Below are 21,232 nucleotides of genomic sequence, written 5' to 3'. Positions count from 1 at the left end.
GATGCAGCGCAGCGGGATCGGCATGACCTCGCAGCGCACCCGCGAACGATTGATCCAGCGCCTCTACGAGGAGGGGTTGTCCAATGCGCAGGTACTGGAAGTGATCCGCCGTACGCCGCGCCATCTGTTCGTCGACGAGGCCCTGGCGCATCGCGCCTATGAAGACACTGCACTACCCATCGGTCATAACCAGACCATCTCCCAGCCCTATATGGTTGGGCGCATGACCGAGCTGTTGCTGGCTGCCGGCCCGCTGGACAAGGTGCTGGAGATTGGCACTGGTTCCGGTTACCAGACCGCCGTACTGGCGCAACTGGTCGAGCGGGTATTCTCGGTGGAACGCATTCAGGTGCTGCAGGACCGCGCCAAGGAGCGTCTGGCCGAACTCAAGCTGCGCAACGTGGTCTTTCGCTGGGGTGATGGCTGGGAAGGTTGGAACGCGCTCGGTCCGTACAACGGCATCATCGTCACCGCCGCCGCCGCGCAAGTGCCGCAGGCCTTGCTCGATCAAATGGCTCCAGGTGGACGCCTGGTCATTCCGGTCGGCAGTGGCGATGTGCAACAGCTGCTGTTGATCGTGCGTGAAGAGGATGGTTTTTCCCGTCACGTGCTTGATGCGGTGCGGTTTGTGCCGCTACTCAACGGGCCGCTGGCTTGATCGTTTTTTCGCAGCGGAAGGATCCATGAAGAAATATTTTCTGCTCTATGCCAAGGGCTTGGCGATGGGCGCTGCTGATGTCGTGCCCGGCGTTTCCGGCGGCACCATCGCTTTTATCAGTGGCATCTATGACGAGCTGCTGCGCTCCATCGCCAGTATTCCCGAAGCGTTCCTGCTGCTGCTGCGGGGCCGCATCAAGGACGCCTGGCAGATGGCCAACGCGACATTCCTGCTGGTGCTGCTGTGCGGCATCCTGACCAGCATCCTCACACTCGCGCGGCTGATCACCTATCTGCTTGAGCACCATCCGATTCCGGTATGGTCGTTCTTCTTCGGCCTGATTCTGGTATCCACCTATCTGGTCGGGCGAGAGATCCAGCGCTGGAACTGGAGCAGGGCAGTGAGCTTTATGCTTGGCCTGGCCTTCGCTTACTGGATCACCGTTGCCGCCCCGATGCAGTGGGGCAGTGATCTGCCAACCCTGTTCCTGGCCGGTTCCATCGCCATCTGCGCGATGATCCTGCCGGGTATCTCGGGTAGCTTCATCCTGCTTTTGCTCGGCCTCTATTCGGTGGTGCTGGGTGCGGTGAAGGACCTCGACATGCAGGTCCTGGCAGTATTCGCCAGCGGCTGCCTGATTGGCATCCTCAGTTTCGCTCGCTTGCTCAGCTGGCTGCTGTCACGCTGGCGTGATATGAGCCTGGCGTTTCTGGTCGGTCTGATGCTGGGTTCGCTGAACAAGGTCTGGCCCTGGAAAGAAACCTTGAGCTGGCGTATCGACAGCAAGGGCGAGCAGGTCCCGCTACTGGAGAACAATCTGCTGCCGGGACATTTTGCCGAAATCAGTGGTCAGGACCCCCAGCTGTTGCTCGCCGTGCTACTGGCAATCGGCGGTATCGTCCTGGTGCTGGGTCTGGAGTGGCTGGCAAGTCGTCGGCCGGTCGATGCTGGTCGCACAGAATAAATACGGCACAATAGGCGCCGTACTCGGAATCATTCAGGGAGCAGTTGGGTGAGTTGGACCGTCCTTCACGTGCTAGTCCGCGTAGCTGCAGCCGTTCGTCTGCCGCTCGCGATGCTTGCTGTCTCCGCGTTGGTCGGTTGCGTCAGCTCGCCTCCTGGCGGCGTGCAGGTGGTTGATCGTGGGCAGAACCAGGGGCGTGCTCCGGTGGTGCTGCGTCAGCCTGTGCGCAACGGTCACTATGTGGTGCAGCGTGGCGATACGCTCTATTCGATTGCCTTTCGTTTCGGCTGGGATTGGAAGGCACTCGCTGCTCATAACGGCTTGCGCGATCCTTATCTGATCCGCGTGGGTCAGACGATCCGTTTCGACAACCGCCCGTTAGGCAACAGTCAGCCAGTCGTTTCGAAACCGTCTCCAGCCACCTCGCCCGTTGTCACCCGGCCAGTGCCCAGTCGTCCACCGGTTGCCGTGACTGCGCCACCTGCCACTCAGCCTGCCCGCCCGCCTGTAGCCAACACGCCAGCGACTACGCCAGTTACCCCCGTGACTCGTTCTGCCAGTGGCTGGTCCTGGCCAACCGAGGGTGCAGTGATCAGTCGTTTTTCCTCAAACGGTAGTTTGAATAAAGGCATTGATATCGCAGGGCAATTAGGACAGCCTGTTTTAGCTGCGTCTGATGGGTCAGTGGTGTACGCCGGGAGTGGTTTGCGGGGCTACGGCGAGTTGATCATCATCAAGCACAGCGATACCTACGTAAGTGCTTACGGTCATAACCGCAGGTTGTTGGTACGGGAGGGGCAGCAGGTCAAAGCCGGGCAAAGTATTGCCGAAATGGGTTCCACAGGGGCCGACCGGGTGAAGCTGCACTTCGAGATTCGCCGCCAAGGTAAACCTGTCGATCCGCTGCAATATCTGCCACGTCGTTGATCCGTCGCTGACCCGTTCCATCACGTAGGAGGGACGGGCTCAGGTGTGGCCAGGACGGTTCCGCCAGAGTCTGTTGTCGAACTCAGCTAGGGACAACAACAATGGCTCTCATAAAAAAAGAAGCGCCGGAGTTTGACGTCGACGATGAACTGCTCCTCATGGAGCCAGGCATCGTTTTCGGCGAGGTTCAGGGCGATGAGGTGGAAGCACCGGTCGCACGTACCAAGGCCAAGAACGCCACCCCCTCCAAGCAGCACAAATACATCGACTACACCCGGGCGCTAGACGCCACTCAGCTCTATCTCAACGAAATTGGTTTCTCTCCCTTGCTCACTCCCGAAGAGGAAGTGCACTTCGCGCGTCTGGCGCAGAAGGGTGATCCTGCCGGGCGCAAGCGCATGATCGAGAGCAACCTGCGCCTGGTCGTGAAGATCGCCCGGCGTTACGTCAATCGTGGTCTCTCTCTGCTCGATCTGATCGAGGAGGGTAACCTCGGCTTGATTCGCGCCGTGGAAAAATTCGACCCGGAGCGGGGGTTCCGTTTTTCGACCTATGCAACCTGGTGGATCCGCCAGACCATCGAACGCGCCATCATGAACCAGACGCGAACCATCCGTTTGCCCATTCATGTGGTCAAGGAGCTCAACGTCTACCTGCGTGCGGCTCGTGAACTGACCCAGAAGCTCGACCATGAGCCTTCTGCGGAAGAAATTGCCAACCTGCTGGAAAAACCGGTGGGCGAGGTCAAGCGCATGCTCGGCCTCAACGAACGAGTGTCCTCGGTGGACGTCTCGCTCGGTCCGGACTCGGACAAGACCCTGCTCGATACCCTGACCGATGATCGCCCGACCGATCCTTGCGAGCTGTTGCAGGACGATGATCTGTCGCAAAGCATCGATCAGTGGCTTTCCGATCTGACCGACAAACAACGGGAAGTCGTGGTGCGCCGCTTCGGTCTGCGCGGCCATGAAAGCTGTACCCTGGAAGAAGTGGGACAGGAAATCGGTCTGACTCGCGAGCGGGTGCGGCAGATTCAGGTCGAGGCGCTCAAGCGTTTGCGGGAAATCCTGGAGAAGAACGGCTTGTCCAGCGACGCCTTGTTCCAGTGAGGCTTCGCTTCGATCACGAACCCGGCTCCGGCCGGGTTTTTTATTCGCGTCCATGTAAGTCATCGCTTACAGGTGCTGTCAGTGTTTGTGCTGAAAAGTCTGGATTAATACCGGATTAGCTTATAAGTAATTGTTTTTTAAGGATCTTATAAATTATTCGAGCAGACGGGATGAATGTTGGCCGGGTTGTGCAGGTGCCTGGAACGGCTAATATCACACTCGTGCACAGGGACAAGCACAGATCATCAGGATGACGATCAGGAACATCGCAAGAAGCGATTCATCAGGACGATGAGTTGGGAAACAAAGGGATAAGGGAATAAAAGTGGGCGGCGCAAGCCGCCCCTTTTTTTGCCCGCCATTTTTGGCGGCAACCCTGTTGGGCGTTGCCAGTCACGACATCGGCTCTGAAAGTAAAAGACCCGCACTTGGCGGGTCTTCGTGTTTCTGGGCGAACTCAGCGCTCCAGATGCTGCAGCTTGTCCTTTACACCATCCCACTCTTCGGCATCCGGCAGCGCCTCTTTCTTCTCGGTGATGTTCGGCCATACTTCGGCCAGATCGGCGTTCAGCTCGATGAACTCCTGCTGATCTTCCGGTACCTCGTCTTCCGAGAAGATCGCTTGCGCTGGGCACTCCGGCTCGCACAGGGCGCAATCAATGCACTCGTCCGGGTGAATGACCAGGAAGTTCGGGCCTTCGTAGAAGCAGTCCACCGGGCAGACTTCCACACAGTCGGTGTATTTGCACTTGATGCAGTTGTCGGTGACGACGAAGGTCATGTCTGATTCTCTCCTCGGGCGGCGGCCTGGGCCCTTTCTGTGAAGGGCTGCCAGGCGCTCTGTATGTGGCCGCGGCTCAGGCTGTAAACCGGGCGGTCGTAAAATTGCGCGCGATTCTAGCAGTTTGTTGTATTGAGCGTTAGATCTGCGTCTTCCATGTATATAACAGCTCTAGCGCCTTACGCGGAGTCAGATCATCCGGATTGATCTTGTGTAATTGTTCCAGTAGCGGGTGTGGCGCGCTGGCGAACAGGTCGCTCTGCATCGGCGCTTGCGGCTGGCCGGGTTCCTGGCGTGGCAGGTCGTGCGGCAGGCTGGTGGCTTCCAGGCGCGCCAGGTGCTCGCGCGCACGACTGATCACTGTGCCCGGTACGCCGGCCAGTTGCGCCACGGCCAGGCCGTAGCTCTGGCTCGCGGGGCCTGGCTGAACGTGGTGGAGGAAGACGATGCGCTCGTTGTGTTCGGTGGCCGAGAGGTGCACGTTGGCCACCACCGGCTCGCTTTCCGGCAGCACGGTCAGCTCGAAATAGTGGGTGGCGAACAGGGTGAAGGCGCGCAGGCTGGCCAGGTGCTCGGCTGCCGACCAGGCCAGCGACAGGCCGTCGAAGGTACTTGTGCCGCGTCCGACTTCGTCCATCAGCACCAGGCTGCGCTCGCTGGCGTTATGCAGGATGTTGGCGGTTTCGCTCATCTCTACCATGAAGGTCGAGCGGCCGCCGGCCAGGTCGTCCGAGGAGCCGATACGAGTGAAAATGCGGTCGACCAGCGACAGCTCGCAGGCCGCGGCCGGGACGAAGCTGCCGATATGGGCCAGCAGCACGATCAGTGCGGTCTGGCGCATGTAGGTGGATTTACCGCCCATGTTCGGCCCGGTGATGATCAGCATGCGCCGGTTGTCGTCGAGATCCAGGTCATTGGCCACGAAGGGCGTGGTCAGTACCTGCTCGACCACCGGGTGACGGCCCTGGTCGATGCGCATGCACGGCTCGTCGACGAAGCGTGGGCGGTTCAGGTCGAGATTCAGCGCGCGCTCTGCCAGGTTGCTCAGCACGTCCAGTTCGGCGAGGGCTGCGGCACTGTCCTGCAGCGGCGCCAGATGGCCGATCAGGTGCTCGAGCAGCTCGTCGTAAAGCATCTTTTCCCGTGCCAGGGCGCGGCTCTTGGCCGACAGCGCCTTGTCTTCGAACTCCTTCAGCTCCGGGGTGATGAAGCGCTCGGCACCTTTGAGCGTCTGGCGGCGGATATAGTCAGCCGGCGCCGACTCGGCCTGTTTGGTCGGCAGCTCGATGAAGTAGCCGTGCACGCGGTTGTAGCCGACCTTGAGGTTGGCCAGGCCGGTGCGTTCCTTCTCCCGAGCTTCCAGATCCATGAGGAACTGTCCGGCGTTCTCGCTCATAGCCTGCAGCTCGTCCAACTCTGCGTCATAGCCGGTCTTCAGTACACCACCGTCGCGGATCACCGCCGGCGGGTTGTCGATGATGGCGCGGGCCAGCAGGTCGGCCAGTTCCGGGTAGGTGGCGATACTGCTGGCCAGTTGTTGCAGATGTGGGGTGTCCAGTGTGGTCATCGCCAACTGCAGCTCGGGGAGCGCAGCCAGGGCGTCGCGCAGGCGGGCGAGGTCGCGTGGACGGGCGTTGCGCAGGCCGATACGGGCGAGGATGCGCTCCAGGTCGCCGATTTCCTTGAGCTGCGGCTGCAGCGTTTCGAAGCGATAGCCATCGAGCAGGCGGGCGATGGCGTCCTGGCGCGCCTCCAGCACCGCGCGATCACGCAGCGGACGGTTCAACCAACGGCCCAGCAGGCGGCTGGCCATGGCGGTCTGGCAGCGATCCATCACCGATTGCAGGGTGTTGTCGCGGCCGCCGGCGAGGTTGATGTCCAGCTCCAGGTTGCGGCGGCTGGCGCCATCGAGGATCACCGTGTCGTCCAGGCGCTCGTGACGCAGGCTGCGCAGGTGGGGCAGGGCGGTGCGCTGGGTTTCCTTGGCATAGCTGAGCAGGCAGCCGGCGGCGCCGATGGCCAGGGTCAGGTTCTCGCAGCCGAAGCCTTTCAGATCCTGGGTGCTGAATTGCTGGCACAGGCTCTTGAAGGCGCTGTCGCGGTCGAAATCCCAGGGGGCGCGGCGGCGCGAGCCCTTGCGCTTCTCGGCGGGCAGGCCCTGCGGCCAGTCGTCCGGGATCAGCAGTTCGGCGGGGCTGAGGCGCTCCAGTTCGGCCAGCAGGTTTTCCCAGCCCTTGATCTCCTGCACGCTGAAGCGACCGCTGGTGATATCCAGCACGGCCAGGCCGAACAGGCGCTCATCACCCAGGACTGCAGCAAGCAGGTTGTCGCGGTGCTCATCGAGCAGGGCTTCGTCGCTGATGGTGCCGGGGGTGATGATACGCACCACCTGACGCTCCACCGGACCCTTGCTGGTGGCCGGGTCGCCGATCTGTTCGCAGATCACCACCGATTCGCCGAGCTTGACCAGCTTGGCCAGGTAGCCTTCGAGCGAATGGAAAGGAATGCCGCACATGGGAATCGATTGGCCGGCCGACTGGCCGCGTGCGGTCAGGGTGATGTCGAGCAGCTTGGCTGCCTTCTTCGCGTCTTCGTAGAAAATCTCGTAGAAGTCGCCCATGCGATAGAACATCAACTGATCCGGGTGCTGGTTCTTCAGCTTCCAGTACTGCTGCATCATCGGGGTGTGAGCGGAGAGATCGGTCATGCCGGGCCTTACGTGCGATGGGTGTGACGAAGCCGGGAATTTTCCCATACTTCGTCCCTCACGTGGGCTGCGAATCTGACGCAATTCCCCTTCAGTCGGTGAAGGTCACCGAGAACTGGGCCACCGCCTCGACCACACGTTGCGACTCGCTGCGTATCTCGCGGATCACTTCGCCGGCCTGGTTGGCCAGTTCTACGCCAGTACGTGCACGCTCTCGCGTGGTTGCCATGCTGGCCACTGCGTTGCGTGTGAGGTTCTGGTTCTGCTGAACGACGCCGTTGATCTCCTGGGTGGCCTGGCTGGTTCGCGAGGCCAGTTGACGCACTTCATCGGCCACCACGGCGAAGCCGCGACCCTGTTCGCCGGCACGTGCCGCTTCGATGGCTGCATTGAGTGCCAGCAGATTGGTCTGGTCGGCGATACTGCGGATCACCTGGACGATGCTGGTTATCTGCTCGGATTGCTTGTTAAGGCCTTCTATCTGTTCGGCCGCATGAGCCAGTTCGCTGGCAATATCGGCGACCACCGCGACGGTCTGGGCCACTGTGCGCGTGCCGTGATCAGCGGAAACGTCGGTCTCCTTGGCGATGTCATGAGCCAACTGGGCAGCGGCAGCCTCCGAGTCGCGGCGCTCGACCTGGGCGGTGATGTCGCTGGCGAATTTCACTACGCCATAGACACGGCCGTTGGCGTCGTAAAGGGGGTTGTAGGTGGCACGCAGCCAGACCTGCTGGCCTTGTTTGGTCACACGGCGAAAACGATCGGACATGAACTCGCCTTTGTTCAAGCGAGCCCAGAACTGACGGTAGTCATCGCTGCGGCTGTCCTCAGCCAGGCAGAAGAGTCGGTGATGCTGGCCGATCACCTCGTCGCTTCGATAGCCCATCAGATCGAGGAAGTTCTGGTTGGCATTCACTACCTCACCCTCGAGGTTGAACTCTATCACCGCCATGGAGCGGTCGATCGCCTTGATGTAGCTCTCGTGCATATGTTCGGCCGCTACCTGGCGGGTGATGTCGGTGGCGATCTTCATTACCTTGGTCACCGAGCCCTGATCATCCCGGATTGGCATGTAGGTCGCTTCCAGCCAGACCTCCTTGCCGTCTTGCGTCAGCCTTGGAAAGCGATCACTGAAGTGTTCGCCTTGGCGCAGGCGCTGCCAGAACTGTTGATAGGCGAGGCTCTCGCTCAGGTTGCGGGAGCAGAACAGACGATGGTGCTTGCCGACGAGCTCTTCCAAGCGGTAATTCACTACACCGAGAAAGGCTGGGTTGGCGTCGAGGATGATGCCGTCCGGGGTGAACTCGATCATCGCCATCGATTGGCGAATGGCCTGTAGCTCTGCCGCTCCCTGATCCTGCGTGTCCTTGTGTTCCTTGTTCCGTGAAAGCCACATCGCAGTGCCTCCTATTGCACCCTAGCCCGTGATAACAGTAGACGAACTTTGCCGTTTCCACTGGCAGGCAAGCTGTGTAGGGTTTGCCGTTCGATGAGCGAGGAGTGGATATGGACAGAATCAGCCAACTGGCCGAACAACTGGGTGCAGCATTGCAGGCGCAAGCTGCCCAGGTCACCACTGCAGAGTCTTGTACAGGCGGCGGTATCGCCGAGGCGATCACTCGTATCCCCGGCAGTTCAGCCTGGTTCGAGGCTGGCTATGTGACGTACTCCAACGCCCAGAAAACCAAGCAGTTGGCCGTATGTTCCGACTTTTTCGCCAGTGTGGGCGCCGTTAGCCAGGAGGTGGTCGAAGCGATGGTGCGTGGCGCTCAGGCCAATAGCGGGGCGCGCTATGCCGTGGCTGTTAGTGGGGTGGCGGGGCCGGGCGGTGGCTCCGTGGAGAAACCGGTCGGTACCGTCTGGTTGGCCTGGGGCGATGGCGAGTGTCTTTTCAGTGTGCGCAAGCAGTTCGCTGGTAACCGCGATGAGGTGCGCCGACAAACGGTCGAGGCCGCTCTGGTGGGGCTTCTGCGCCTGTTGGCGGAGGAAAATCCGCTTGTGGGGTAGGCGGGCGACTTGCCCTGTGGAATAATACTGGCTACTTATACAGTTGTTGGCGGCCCTCGAGGCCCTTGTTAATACGTGAGGATGGTAATGGACGAGAACAAGAAGCGCGCTTTGGCGGCTGCCCTGGGTCAGATCGAGAAGCAGTTCGGCAAGGGTGCGGTCATGCGCATGGGCGACCATGAGCGTCAGGCCATTCCGGCCATATCCACCGGTTCGCTGGGGCTGGATATCGCGCTGGGCATCGGCGGTTTGCCAAAGGGCCGTATTGTTGAAATCTACGGCCCGGAATCCTCTGGTAAGACCACGCTGACCCTGTCGGTGATCGCCGAGGCGCAGAAGCTTGGCGCTACCTGTGCCTTCGTCGATGCCGAACATGCGCTGGATCCGGATTATGCCGGCAAGCTCGGCGTCAACGTCGATGACCTGCTGGTATCGCAGCCGGACACCGGTGAGCAGGCACTGGAAATCACCGACATGCTGGTGCGCTCCAATGCCATCGATGTGATCATCGTCGACTCCGTGGCGGCCTTGGTGCCCAAGGCGGAAATCGAAGGCGAGATGGGTGACATGCACGTTGGCCTGCAGGCGCGTCTGATGAGCCAGGCGCTGCGCAAGATCACCGGTAATATCAAGAATGCCAACTGCCTGGTGATCTTCATCAACCAGATTCGTATGAAGATCGGCGTGATGTTCGGTAGCCCGGAAACCACCACAGGTGGTAACGCACTGAAGTTCTATGCCTCGGTTCGTCTGGATATCCGTCGTACTGGCGCGGTGAAGGAAGGCGAAGAGGTCGTGGGTAGCGAAACCCGCGTGAAGGTCGTCAAGAACAAGGTCGCTCCACCGTTCCGTCAGGCCGAGTTCCAGATCCTCTATGGCAAGGGCATCTACCGTAATGGCGAGATCATCGATCTCGGCGTGCAGCAGGGCCTGGTCGAGAAATCGGGTGCCTGGTACAGCTACAAGGGCAACAAGATCGGTCAGGGCAAGGCCAATGCGGCTAAGTATCTCGAAGAGAACCAGGAAGTGGCGCGCGAGATCGAAGGCCTGATTCGCGAGAAACTGCTGGTCAGCAGCGCTCCTGCCAAGGCTCCGGCTGCCGATCTGGCTGATGCTGAAGTCGACTTCTAAGTCGTCAGAGCATGACCGTCGTACTGGATAATCCGCTCGCCGTCAGGCGGGCGGCCATGGATCTGCTGGCGCGACGTGAGCATGGGCGTGTCGAGCTTACGCGCAAGTTGCGCAAACGTGGCGCCCCCGAAGACATGATCGACACCGCCTTGCAGCGGCTGTCAGAGGAGGGCTTGTTGTCCGAGGCCCGCTATCTGGAAAGCTTCGTCGCTTATCGGGCGCGTGCTGGTTACGGTCCGCTGCGTATTCGCGAGGAGCTTGGCCAGCGTGGACTCGCGCGTGGCGATGTCGATCAGGCGTTGCGTGAGAGTGGGATCGACTGGTTCGAGCAGTTGCGTGAAACCTGGCAGCGCAAGTTTGCCGGTCGCCTTCCGGGGGACGCTCGTGAGCGTGCTCAACAAGGCCGGTTCCTGGCCTATCGTGGTTATTCGCTGGATATGATTGGGCGACTGTTGCGCGGTTGCGACGAATAGCTCGTCAGTCTGCTCAGGCTGGCTGGACGGCTAGCTGGCGTAGATGGCTCGGCACGTCTGGTGCGCCGGCCAGGCGCAATCCTTCGCCAAGCGCAGTTGCTTGCTGATGCTCTTTGGGCAGGAGAAGGAACTCTGGGGTGCCGGCTTTCTTCAGCAGCGACAGGCGTGCATAGGGGATGCCGTTGTCCAGCAGCAGCCCCATGAAGCTGGGATCGCTCCAGGCCGCTTCTGGCATGGCCAGTACGTGATAGCGCTTTTGCAGGTTATCCAGGCCCGCTTCATTCAAGCGATAGCGAACCAGATTGGCTGGTAGCAGCACTTCCAGTTCGCGCCTGCGCGCATAGGCGATGGCTCCAGCGAAGGCTTCGCCGTGCATCTCTCCTGACCAGAAGGTGCGCGAGCCGCGCCAGTTGGCCTGTCGTAGCTCGATTGGCTCACCGGCGAGAAAGCGCGGCAATGCTTGCCCGGTGGTTTTAACGAAATCCTTGTAGCTGATAATGCGCACCTGCTTGCAGTGTTCGCTCGCCGCGTAGTCTTCGAAGCTCGCGTAGCCTGGCGCCGGACAACGGCAGGCGAAGCCATCGATCAGGCGCAGATCGAACGACTGCAGTTGCTGCGTTTGGGCTTCTACTACTTGAGTCAGTGCTGAGTGTGCGTGGGCTTTGTCTTCTTGCACCGGGCCGGAAAGTGCGCCGCGAGGCAGGTTGAGTAGAAGCTGTAATTGCGGACCGTCGTGCCAGCCAATGCTTTCGACCGCTGCAGGCAACGGTTTGAATGGCAGGCGCAGGGCACTGGCCCTGGCGAATATCTGCCGTGAGCTGCGGCCGAGCAGGCCCATTCGCTGGGCCAGAGCGGCCAGGCGGCTACTGAGAGTTGAGGATTCGGACAGGCTCATGGCCGGCAGATCGCTCCTGAAGCGTCTGCTGCAGTGTGGCAGACGCGGATGGCTATTGCCCATATAGCGTAGCGCGGCGCGGGAGTGCCTGTCGCGTTGCAGGTCTGTGGCAAAATAGCCGCATTCATTTGCGAGGGTGCCTCCATGCCCAGCTTGGTGCTGGATATTGCGTTATCGGCCGAACGATTGCAGGCCATCTATCGTGGCCAGGCTAACCGGATTATGGCGCAAAGCCGGGACGGGCGCCGCGTCAGTTTGCCGGCCCACCATCTGCGGCCGTATCTGACTCACGCCGGTATCTTTGGTTCCTTCGTGCTGGAGTTCAGTAGCTCCGGCGAATTGCTGAGTTTACGCCCTTTGGACTGACCTGGCGCGCTTGCCTCGCGCCGAGGGTGCCGGCGCGGCTATAATCGTCGGCTGCCAATCCTCTACCTGTCGAGCTGAGCCTGACCATGTACTCCCTGGCCCGCGAGCTGCTGTTCAAACTGTCCCCGGAAACGTCCCATGAGCTGTCCATCGATCTGATCGGAGCAGGTGGTCGCCTGGGGCTCAATGGCCTGCTGACCAAGGCACCGACCAGCCTGCCAGTAAGCGTGATGGGATTGCAGTTCGCCAATCCGGTCGGTCTGGCGGCAGGGCTGGACAAGAACGGCGATGCTATCGACGGCTTCGCCCAGCTTGGCTTCGGTTTCGTTGAGATCGGCACCGTTACCCCGCGTCCGCAGCCGGGCAACCCCAAGCCGCGACTGTTTCGTTTGCCGGAGGCCGAGGCGGTAATCAACCGCATGGGTTTCAACAACCATGGCGTCGATCATCTGCTCGAACGGGTCAAGGCAGCGAAGTTCAAGGGTGTGCTGGGTATCAATATCGGCAAGAACTTCGATACGCCAGTCGAGCGGGCGGTGGACGATTACCTGGCTTGCCTGGACAAGGTGTATGCCCATGCCAGTTATGTCACGGTCAACGTCAGCTCGCCCAACACTCCGGGGCTCCGCAGTCTGCAGTTCGGCGACTCGCTGAAGGAGTTGCTCGAGGCGCTGCGTCGTCGTCAGGAAGACCTGACCCAGGAGCATGGCAAGCGCGTGCCGCTGGCGATCAAGATCGCCCCGGACATGAGTGATGAAGAGACCGCGCTGGTGGCATCAGCGCTGCTGGGGGCCGATATGGATGCGGTGATCGCCACTAATACCACGCTCAGCCGGGAAGGTGTCGAAGGGCTGGCCCATGGGGATGAAGCCGGCGGCTTGTCGGGCGCTCCGGTGCGCGACAAGAGTACGCATATCGTCAGGGTGCTTGCAGGTGAACTGTCGGGCCGTCTGCCGATCATTGCGGTCGGTGGTATTACCGAAGGCAAGCATGCAGCGGAGAAGATCGCCGCGGGTGCGAGCCTGGTACAGATCTATTCGGGTTTCATCTACAAGGGGCCGGCGCTGATTCGCGAGGCCGTGGATGCGATTGCCGCGCTGCGTAAATAAGCCGCATAAATAAATAGGGCTCCCGGAGGAGCCCTTGGGCTTGCGCCCGCCGCCCGGAGGGGGTCGGCATGGTGAAGTCGGGGGTGATCCTGATCAGCCGACAGCGTGAAGTTCGTTGAGTCGATGAATACCGGCGGTGCCGGTCAGCCCATCCCAGTTATCGCCACGGCCCTCACGCCAGCCATTGAGCCAGGCTTGACGAACCGAAGGTAGGGTAAAGGGGCAAAGTTCGCGGGATTTACCATTGATGCCGTACTGATAGCCGCGCAAAAAAGCTCTTTCTAACGGATCACGCTTAAGTCTTCTCATAGGGTGTTGCCCTCACTGTTGACTGTTATGTCCCGTTGGCCTTGTGGCAAGGCCGGGCAGAAATCTTCTGCCTGCGAAAGTCCGCTGCCGGCGTGGCGAACTTTCTGTGCCTGCGCCGTTGCGGCGAAAGCCTTAGGTAGTGTTCTAACGAATGCACTGAGGCCTGTGAATGATCGATTTGTCATAAGGGCGTAACCTAAATGCGGGTGAGGCCATAAGGGCGCTGGAGATACGTCCAGCATCTTTCAGCCAGACGCCGTCATATCTGGCTGTGCGCGCCGATGCCGTCATTTTGCTAGTGCAAATGAGAGTGCTTGCTTATTCCGACGAAGGGTCGCGCTGTGACCTTTTGTCACTTATTTTGAGTCGAGGTGCGCCGCTGCACCTCCCTGATTGCCATAGGCAGTGGAACATCCATGTCTGATCGTTACGAAATCGTGCTGACCTGCCCCAAGGGGCTCGAGGGCCTGTTGCTGGAAGAGGCCAAAGCGCTGGGGCTGGAAGATGCGCGTGAGCAAACGGCCGCGGTCCGTGGCCATGCCGAAATTGAGGTGGCCTATCGACTGTGCCTGTGGTCGCGCCTGGCCAACCGCGTGCTGCTGGTGCTGTCGCGCTTTGCCATGAACAACGCCGACGAGCTTTATGACGGCGTGCAGGCAGTGGACTGGCGCGACCATCTGGAGCCGTCCGGCAGCCTGGCGGTGGAGTTCAGTGGCAATGGTTCGGGGATCGACAACACTCACTTTGGCGCACTCAAGGTCAAGGATGCGATTGTCGATCGGTTGCGTACGGCCGGCGGCGAGCGCCCCAGCATCGACAAGCTCAACCCGGACCTGCGCGTGCATCTGCGTCTGGATCGCGGTGAGGCAGTGCTTTCCCTGGACCTTTCCGGCCACAGCCTGCACCAGCGTGGTTACCGTCTGCAGCAGGGTGCTGCGCCGCTGAAAGAGAACCTGGCTGCGGCAGTGCTGATCCGTGCCGGTTGGCCGCGCATTGCTGCCGAGGGTGGCGCATTGGCCGACCCGATGTGTGGCGTGGGTACCTTCCTGGTGGAGGCGGCTCTGATGGCTGCCGACATCGCGCCCAACCTCAAGCGCGAGCGCTGGGGTTTCTCCAATTGGCTGGGCCATGTGCCGGCAATCTGGAAGAAGCTGCATGCCGAGGCTGAGCAGCGCGCTGCGGCGGGATTGGCCAAGCCGCCGCTGTGGATTCGTGGTTATGAAGCCGACCCGCGCCTTATTCAGCCTGGGCGCAATAACGTCGAACGCGCCGGCCTGTCGGACTGGGTGAAGATCTATCAGGGCGAGCTGGGCAGTTTCGAGCCGCGCCCGGACCAGAATCAGAAGGGCCTGGTGATCAGCAACCCGCCCTACGGCGAACGCCTGGGTGACGAAGCCAGCCTGCTGTACCTCTACCAGAACCTCGGTGAGCGTCTGCGTCAGGCCTGCCTGGGCTGGGAGGCAGCGGTATTCACTGGCGCGCCCGAACTGGGCAAGCGCATGGGTTTGCGCAGCCACAAGCAGTATGCGTTCTGGAACGGCGCACTGCCTTGCAAGTTGTTGTTGATCAAGGTGCAGACCGAGCAGTTCGTTACCGGTGAGCGGCGTGCGCGCGAGGACGATCAACAGCCGGTGAGCGAAGCACCACAGCAGGCGCGTTTGTCCGAAGGCGGACAGATGTTCGCCAACCGCCTGCAGAAGAATCTCAAGCAACTGGGCAAGTGGGCTCGTCGCGAAGGTATCGAGTGCTACCGGTTGTACGACGCCGACATGCCCGAGTATGCCGTGGCGGTCGATCTGTACCGCGACTACGTACACGTCCAGGAATATGCCGCGCCGCGTTCGGTCGACCCGGACAAGGCCCAGGCGCGCCTGCTCGATGCCTTGGCCGCGATCCCACAGGCGCTGGGCGTGGCGCAGAGCCGCGTGGTGATCAAGCGTCGTGAGCGCCAGGCTGGCACCAAGCAGTATCAGCGTCAGGCTGCGCAGGGTGAGTTCATGGAGGTGAGCGAGGGCGGGGTCAAGCTGCTGGTCAACCTCACCGACTATCTGGATACCGGACTGTTCCTCGACCACCGTCCGTTGCGCCTGCGTCTGCAGCGCGAAGCAGCTGGCAAGCGTTTCCTCAACCTGTTCTGTTACACCGCCACGGCAACCGTGCATGCAGCCAAGGGCGGTGCGCGCAGCACCACTAGTGTGGATCTGTCGAAAACTTACCTGGACTGGGCGCGGCGTAATCTCGCGCTCAACGGTTTTTCCGACAAGCACCGTCTGGAACAGGGCGACGTGATGACCTGGTTGGCAGAGGATCGCGGTGAGTACGAGCTGATCTTCATCGACCCGCCGACCTTCTCCAACTCCAAGCGCATGGAAGGCGTGTTCGATGTGCAGCGTGATCACGTCGAACTGCTCGACCTGGCCATGGCGCGTCTGGCCCGTGGCGGTGTGCTGTATTTCTCCAACAACTTCCGCAAGTTCCAGCTGGATGAGAGCCTGGTGGCGCGCTATCAGGTCGAAGAAATCAGCGCGCAGACACTGGATCCGGACTTCGCCCGCAACCCGAAGATCCACCGCGCCTGGCGTTTCACTGCACGCTGACAGCGTAGCCCGGACGCAATCCGGGGCTTGGGTTCAACAGAGCCCCGGATTGCATCCGAGCTACAGCGTTGTCAGCGTTTGGGCTGTTTGTAGGTTTCCAGCAGCACCTGATCGAGGATCGAGGTGGCGCCCCAGGGTTTCGGGTCGTTGAGGATAGCCACCACGGCCCAGTCCTGGCCATTGCTGTCGCGGCTGAAGCCGGCAATGGCGCGCACGTTGTTCAGGGTGCCGGTCTTGATGTGCGCCTCGCCTACCAGCGGCGTGCGCTGCAGACGGCGACGCATGGTGCCATCCATCGCCACCAGCGGCATCGAGCTACGGAATTCGGCAGCGTAAGGGCTGCGCCAGGCTGCCTGGAGTATCAGCGCCATTTCCCGTGCGCTGATGCGTTCGGCACGTGACAGGCCGGAGCCATTCTCCATAACCAGATGCGGTGCAGTGATGCCCTTGCGGGCCAGCCAGCTGCGAATGACGCGCTGTGCAGCCATGGCATCGTCCTTGTCGGCTTCCGTGCGGTACTGTGCGCCGATGCTGAGAAAAAGCTGCCGAGCCATGGTGTTGTTGCTGTACTTGTTGATGTCGCGGACGATTTCCACCACATCCGGGGAGAAGGCGCGCACTAGCATGCGGGCGTCTTCCGGTACCGGCCCCAGGCGGTCCTTGCCAAGAATCTTGCCGCCCAACTCCTGCCAGATGCCGCGCACTGCGCCTGCTGCATAGCTAGGGTGGTCGAGCAACGACAGGTAGGTCTGCGCGCTGCAGCCTTCAGCCAGTTGGCCGCTGACGATCAGGGTCGTGCCGTCGTACTGCTCCACCGCGTTGTAGCGAATGTCAGGCCATGCCGGGCAGGTTGCAGCCTTGAGCACGCGAACCTGATTGTCGATACGGACTGTGGCGATTGGCGGGTCCATGGCGATATGCACCTTGCCGCCTTCGGCGCGGGTGATGAAACGCTGCGCCTTGAGGTTGACCAGCAGGGAGTCGGGTTTGACCAGGAAGGGTTTGTTGGCATCGCCACCGTCATCATTGAACGCCGGCAACTGCGGGGCCACGAAGAAGCTGCGATCGAGTACCAGGTCGCCCTGAACCTGGCGCACGCCGTTGATGCGCAGGTCGCGCAGCAGCAGCCAGAGCTTTTCCATGTTCAGTTTCGGGTCGCCGCCACCCTTGAGGTAGAGGTTGCCATGCAGTACACCATCTTTCAGCGGGCCATCGGCATAGAACTCGGTCTTCCATTGATGGTTGGGCCCCAGCAATTCCAGGGCGGCGTAGGTGGTCACCAGCTTCATGGTGGAGGCCGGGTTGACCGAGATATCGGCATTGAACTGCAGGCCGCCAGCCTGCCCGCCCAGAGGCACGGTCATCACCGACAGCGAGTTGTTGGAAATCTTGTTGGCCTTCAGCGCCTGCTCGACCTTGGCAGGGAGTGCGGCGCTGGCAGCGTGGCAGGACAGGGCGAGGGGGAGAAGCAGGGCGCTCAGCGCCAGTTGGCGAAACCGCTGAATCATCGACAAGAACCTTCCGCTGTCAGGCGGGAGTAAAGAGGGAGACAGATAAACGACAGTCCGACTCGGGGAAAAGTTGCCGGCATTATGCCGCAAGAATCTGCTTGCAGTCGGCTCGGCCGGGTTAAAAACAGTTACGACAAACAGCTGGCGTTCAACATGTTCGAGGGGGCGCCAGGGCGACACAAAGCGGGCGCTCTGCCGGCGAAACTGCTAGAGTGCCGCGCGTTATTACCTTTGAGGATTGTTTCATGGCGACCAACCGTTCCCGCCGTCTGCGCAAGAAGCTCTGTGTCGATGAATTCCAGGAGCTGGGCTTCGAGCTGACCCTGAACTTCAAGGCCGACTTGAGCGACCAGACCCTCGACGATTTCGTCGATCAGTTCCTCGATCAGGCCATCGCCGGCAATGGTCTGGATTACGTCGGTGGCGAAGACTTCGGTCTGGTCTGCCTGGCCAAGCGTGGCTCGGTCAACGAGGAGCAGCGTGCTGCCGTCGAGGCCTGGCTGAAAGGCCGTGGCGAACTGGAAAAGTTCGAGCTCAGCCCGTTGCAGGACGTCTGGTACCCGGAAAACCCGATCAACCAGGCTTGATCGCTACTCGGCGCCGGGTTCTCTGGCGCCAGTCATCAGGTAGGGTGCGCCGCGCGCACCCAGCGTTTGACCTGATGCAGAAGCTCGGTGCGTGGAGTGCACCCTACAGCACTCCCGCCTTTTCCAGCAGTATCTGCTCGTCTACCTGATCGATCTGTTCGGCCTGCATGAAACGCTCGGCGTAGCGCCGGTAGATGCCTGCGCGAATGAACAGAGCGAACAGCTGGGGGTCGATGTGCGCGCCCTTGCACATGCCGACCATGATGTTCAGTGCCTCCGACAGCGTCTTGCCCTTCTTGTAGGGGCGATCCACCGCCGTCAGGGCTTCGAAGATATCGGCGATCGCCATCATGCGTGCCGGCAGGCTCATCTGTTCGCGCGTCAGGCGTTTGGGATAGCCCGTGCCGTCCATTTTCTCGTGGTGCCCACCGGCGATCTCGGTGACATTCTGCAGATGCTTGGGGAAGGGCAGGCGGTCGAGCATCAGGATGGTCTGCACGATGTGGTGGTTGATGATGTAGCGCTCTTCGGCCGTCAGCGTGCCGCGGGCGATGCTCAGGTTGTGCAGTTCGCCACGGTTGAATTTGTATTGCGGCACTTCCAGCTTGAAGCCCCAGCGATTGTCTGGCGCGATCACCTCCTGGTCGGCGCGCTCGATCAGATGGTCGAGGCGATCAGCGAGCAGCGGCTCCTCCACCGGCAGGCTGCTGAGGGTCGAGTATTCCAAACGTTTGGCTTCCTCCCAGGAAACGCCCAGGCGATTGTCCAGTGTGCGTAGCCAACGTCGTTCGGCGATCTGCTTGAGGCGGGTCTGGTCGTCATCGGCCATGGCCTCGCCACCCAGATTGATGCGCGCGATGAAGGTGAACTCATCGTCCAGATCGCTCAGCAGCTGGTCGCGCAGAGCCGCCAGTGCGCTTTCTTCACCCCCTTCGGCACGACCACGCCAATAGACGACCCAGGCATCGCGCTTGAGTACCTCGAAGCGCATGCGTACCTCGTGGATTCGGTCGTACAGGGTTTCCAGCTTGGTCGCCTTGTCCACCACGTATTCGGGGGTGGTGACCTTGCCGCAATCGTGCAGCCAGGCGGCGATATGCAACGCCTCCCACTCCTCGTCGCTGGGGTTGTAGTCACGAAACTCGGGGGCGTCGCTCTCGGCCGCCGCACGGGCCAGCATCAGGGTAATTTCCGGTACGCGCTGACAGTGGCCGCCGGTGTAGGGACTCTTGGCGTCGATGGCGCCGGCGATCAGCTGGATGAAGGCATCGAGCAACTGCTTCTGCCTGGCCAGCAGACGCTGGCTCTCGATGCACAGGGCTGCACTGCCTGAGACGGCGTCGACGAAGGCGACGCGATCCGGGCTGAGCATGCTTTCGTTATCCTCGCCGGTATCGCGTTGCAACAGTACCAGCACGCCAACAGTGTCGCCCTGACGGTTATGCAGGCCGGCAGCGATCAGGTGCAGGCGCGGACTGTCCATGGCCGACAGGAGCCCTTGAAATTTACCCGCCTGATCGAAGCCGATGGAGGTGGCGACGCTGTCGCCGCCGCTTGCTGGACGTTGCAGCCAGCTGGGTAAGGTCGGATCGTCATGGGCCAGTCCTTGGATGCCCAGATCGGTAAGGCTGCGGCTCTGGCCGTCGATCACCAGGCCTTGTGGCTCCAGGCGGCCGCTGTCGTTGTCCAGTAGATAAAGCAAACCGCCCTGGGCTGCGCTGATGGAGACGGTGGCGTCCATCACGCGCTTGATCAGCGCGTCGAATTGGGTTTCCGCCGAGAGGCTGGCAGCGATGTCGAGAAAGCTCGACAAGGTGTCCTTCATGCTGCTCATCGATACCGCCAGCTGGTCGACCTCAAGAATTGGCGAGCGGCCGCTGGCCGGATGGGCGAAGTCGAAACGGCGAATGGCCTGCGCCTCCTGCACCAGGCTGCGCAGCGGTTTGACCACCAGGCGTGAAGTCAGCCAGCCCAGTGGCAGGCACAGCAGCAGGGTGGTGAGCGTGATCAGCGCGCCCTGCCAACGGATGCGATAAGCCTCGGCCAGCAGCTCTTGCTCGGGAACCAGCAGGGCCAGATGCAACCCCTGTGGGCCACCCTCCTGAATGTGCCGGTGAGCCATGGCCCAACGCTTTTTGGCCAGTTCGACGATGCCCTCGTCCCGTTCGTTCAACTGACCGGCCAGCAGTTCACCCAGGGCCGGATTGAGTTCGCGGACCTTGACCAGCGATACCTTGCCGTCGACCTCCTTGAGCAGGCGACTGCTCTCGGGGTAGGCCACCGCGTTGCCGTCGTTGTCCGCGAGCACCACTTGACTGTTGGGGGTGACGCGGTGGTTTGCCAATGTGGCGGAGAGGTCATCGAGCGTCAGGTCGGCGCCGATCACGGTGGTCAGGCCGCTGCGTCTGGCCAACGTGGTGCCGATTTCCTGGGTGGAGAAGAACAGATAGGGCGCGGTGGTGATCTGCCCGCCATCGCCGCGCGCGCGCTTGAACCAGTCGCGTTGCCGGGGATCGTAAGGCTCGCTGAGTTTCTGCCGGCGGCTGAGCTGGTTGAGTGAGCCGTCATAGAACAGGTAATCGCTGTCGGTCCCGGCGCTGCCCCGGTCGATGGCCCAGACCTGATAGGCCGCTTTGTCCGGTGCGTTGAAGCGCTGCTTGAGCACGTCACTGCGCAGCGGCCTGACCATGAAGAAGTCGCCATCCTCATAGCCGAGATAGATCGAGGCCAGTTTGGGGTTGTCGCGCAGGGCCTGCACGAACAGCGGCAGCATCTCCAGGCGTTCATCGAGCGTGTCTGCCGTGGTGGCCGGATGCAGCGCCAGCAGGCTGAGCAGGTGGCGTATGGGGCGGTAGGTATTGTCCAGATCTCTCTGAACGTCGTGCTGGATGCGCTCGAAGAGTGTCGAACTGCTGGAGAATATCAGCCGGCTGGTCTGCTGGTAATTGAACAACCCCAGCACGACACCGGTGACAAGCAGTAGAAGCGTGAACAAGACACTGATATGAACGTGCAGAGGGAAACGGCGTTCTCTGGGAACAGCGGTATTGGGCATCGCACTTCACTCCTTGCGGGCGCTGCAGGCTTGAACAGCATAGTGA

18 protein-coding genes are annotated in these 21,232 nt (G+C 61.2%); 11 read left to right on the top strand and 7 right to left on the bottom strand.

All coding sequences use genetic code 11. The annotated features are described in order from the left end of the window. Nucleotides 1-22: 22 nt before the first annotated feature. From GV002_RS17760 to rpoS, 4 genes are all read left to right on the top strand, one after another. Nucleotides 23-658, top strand: a complete 636-nt coding sequence (locus tag GV002_RS17760) for a protein-L-isoaspartate(D-aspartate) O-methyltransferase (RefSeq protein ID WP_178094763.1) — start codon at nucleotides 23-25, stop codon at nucleotides 656-658. Nucleotides 659-683: 25 nt separating this feature from the next. Then, nucleotides 684-1,622 carry a DUF368 domain-containing protein gene (locus GV002_RS17755; protein ID WP_160019622.1) on the top strand — a complete coding sequence of 313 codons (939 nt, stop codon included), beginning with the start codon at nucleotides 684-686 and terminating at the stop codon, nucleotides 1,620-1,622. Nucleotides 1,623-1,670: 48 nt separating this feature from the next. Next, complete coding sequence (locus GV002_RS17750; protein ID WP_178094723.1) at nucleotides 1,671-2,549, top strand: peptidoglycan DD-metalloendopeptidase family protein; 879 nt, start codon at nucleotides 1,671-1,673, stop codon at nucleotides 2,547-2,549. A 101-nt stretch (nucleotides 2,550-2,650) separates the two neighbouring features. Next, on the top strand, nucleotides 2,651-3,658 hold the full coding sequence (gene rpoS, locus GV002_RS17745; RefSeq protein WP_004424060.1) for an RNA polymerase sigma factor RpoS: 1,008 nt from the start codon (nucleotides 2,651-2,653) through the stop codon (nucleotides 3,656-3,658). 457 nt (nucleotides 3,659-4,115) lie between these two features. Here the strand turns inward: rpoS and fdxA are convergent, their stop codons facing one another. From fdxA to GV002_RS24475, 3 genes are all read right to left on the bottom strand, one after another. Then, on the bottom strand, nucleotides 4,116-4,439 hold the full coding sequence (fdxA, locus tag GV002_RS17740) for a ferredoxin FdxA (protein ID WP_017678218.1): 324 nt from the start codon (nucleotides 4,437-4,439) through the stop codon (nucleotides 4,116-4,118). Nucleotides 4,440-4,578: 139 nt separating this feature from the next. Next, a complete protein-coding gene (gene mutS, locus GV002_RS17735) occupies nucleotides 4,579-7,146 on the bottom strand; it encodes a DNA mismatch repair protein MutS (protein ID WP_160019621.1) in 2,568 nt (855 codons plus the stop codon). Between the two features lie 91 nt (nucleotides 7,147-7,237). After that, nucleotides 7,238-8,542, bottom strand: coding sequence for a methyl-accepting chemotaxis protein (locus GV002_RS24475; RefSeq protein ID WP_160019620.1), 1,305 nt, complete (start codon nucleotides 8,540-8,542; stop codon nucleotides 7,238-7,240). A gap of 110 nt (nucleotides 8,543-8,652) precedes the next feature. On the opposite strand from GV002_RS24475, the gene GV002_RS17725 reads away from it, so the two are divergent. The 3 genes from GV002_RS17725 to recX all read left to right on the top strand — a co-directional run bounded on the left by GV002_RS17725 (nucleotide 8,653) and on the right by recX (nucleotide 10,757). Further along, the gene (locus tag GV002_RS17725) at nucleotides 8,653-9,153 is read left to right on the top strand and encodes a CinA family protein (protein ID WP_160019619.1); all 501 of its coding nucleotides are present in this window, start codon (nucleotides 8,653-8,655) and stop codon (nucleotides 9,151-9,153) included. Nucleotides 9,154-9,240: 87 nt separating this feature from the next. Continuing rightward, the gene (recA, locus tag GV002_RS17720) at nucleotides 9,241-10,284 is read left to right on the top strand and encodes a recombinase RecA (RefSeq protein WP_160019618.1); all 1,044 of its coding nucleotides are present in this window, start codon (nucleotides 9,241-9,243) and stop codon (nucleotides 10,282-10,284) included. Between the two features lie 11 nt (nucleotides 10,285-10,295). Beyond that, nucleotides 10,296-10,757: a recombination regulator RecX gene (gene recX, locus GV002_RS17715; RefSeq protein ID WP_003462014.1), complete on the top strand. Its 462-nt coding sequence runs from the start codon at nucleotides 10,296-10,298 to the stop codon at nucleotides 10,755-10,757. 13 nt (nucleotides 10,758-10,770) lie between these two features. Here the strand turns inward: recX and GV002_RS17710 are convergent, their stop codons facing one another. Then, complete coding sequence (locus tag GV002_RS17710) at nucleotides 10,771-11,652, bottom strand: DUF6685 family protein (RefSeq protein WP_160019617.1); 882 nt, start codon at nucleotides 11,650-11,652, stop codon at nucleotides 10,771-10,773. A 144-nt stretch (nucleotides 11,653-11,796) separates the two neighbouring features. Between GV002_RS17710 and GV002_RS17705 the strand changes: the two genes are divergently transcribed. Next, complete coding sequence (locus GV002_RS17705) at nucleotides 11,797-12,018, top strand: DUF2835 domain-containing protein (RefSeq protein WP_072425434.1); 222 nt, start codon at nucleotides 11,797-11,799, stop codon at nucleotides 12,016-12,018. A gap of 86 nt (nucleotides 12,019-12,104) precedes the next feature. Continuing rightward, nucleotides 12,105-13,127 carry a quinone-dependent dihydroorotate dehydrogenase gene (locus GV002_RS17700; RefSeq protein WP_160019616.1) on the top strand — a complete coding sequence of 341 codons (1,023 nt, stop codon included), beginning with the start codon at nucleotides 12,105-12,107 and terminating at the stop codon, nucleotides 13,125-13,127. Between the two features lie 93 nt (nucleotides 13,128-13,220). Here GV002_RS17700 and rmf read toward each other — a convergent pair whose 3' ends face one another. After that, on the bottom strand, nucleotides 13,221-13,436 hold the full coding sequence (gene rmf, locus GV002_RS17695; RefSeq protein ID WP_003244273.1) for a ribosome modulation factor: 216 nt from the start codon (nucleotides 13,434-13,436) through the stop codon (nucleotides 13,221-13,223). Between the two features lie 416 nt (nucleotides 13,437-13,852). Between rmf and rlmKL the strand changes: the two genes are divergently transcribed. After that, nucleotides 13,853-16,033, top strand: coding sequence for a bifunctional 23S rRNA (guanine(2069)-N(7))-methyltransferase RlmK/23S rRNA (guanine(2445)-N(2))-methyltransferase RlmL (gene rlmKL / locus GV002_RS17690; RefSeq protein ID WP_160019615.1), 2,181 nt, complete (start codon nucleotides 13,853-13,855; stop codon nucleotides 16,031-16,033). A 71-nt stretch (nucleotides 16,034-16,104) separates the two neighbouring features. Here rlmKL and dacB read toward each other — a convergent pair whose 3' ends face one another. Further along, on the bottom strand, nucleotides 16,105-17,541 hold the full coding sequence (gene dacB / locus GV002_RS17685) for a D-alanyl-D-alanine carboxypeptidase/D-alanyl-D-alanine-endopeptidase (protein WP_160019614.1): 1,437 nt from the start codon (nucleotides 17,539-17,541) through the stop codon (nucleotides 16,105-16,107). A gap of 248 nt (nucleotides 17,542-17,789) precedes the next feature. Here dacB and GV002_RS17680 point away from each other — a divergent pair, with 248 nt between their 5' ends. Beyond that, nucleotides 17,790-18,131: a YggL family protein gene (locus tag GV002_RS17680; RefSeq protein ID WP_160019613.1), complete on the top strand. Its 342-nt coding sequence runs from the start codon at nucleotides 17,790-17,792 to the stop codon at nucleotides 18,129-18,131. A gap of 103 nt (nucleotides 18,132-18,234) precedes the next feature. On the opposite strand, the gene GV002_RS17675 is transcribed toward GV002_RS17680, so the two are convergent. Further along, a complete protein-coding gene (locus GV002_RS17675) occupies nucleotides 18,235-21,186 on the bottom strand; it encodes an HD domain-containing phosphohydrolase (RefSeq protein WP_160019612.1) in 2,952 nt (983 codons plus the stop codon). Between the last annotated feature and the right edge of the window lie 46 nt (nucleotides 21,187-21,232).

This window comes from Pseudomonas sp. 8O (assembly GCF_902506495.1).
Classification (GTDB): Bacteria; Pseudomonadota; Gammaproteobacteria; order Pseudomonadales; family Pseudomonadaceae; genus Aquipseudomonas; species Aquipseudomonas chaetocerotis.
The sequence above is the reverse complement of the archived record's forward strand: the minus strand, read 5'-3'. Positions and strand labels throughout refer to the sequence as shown.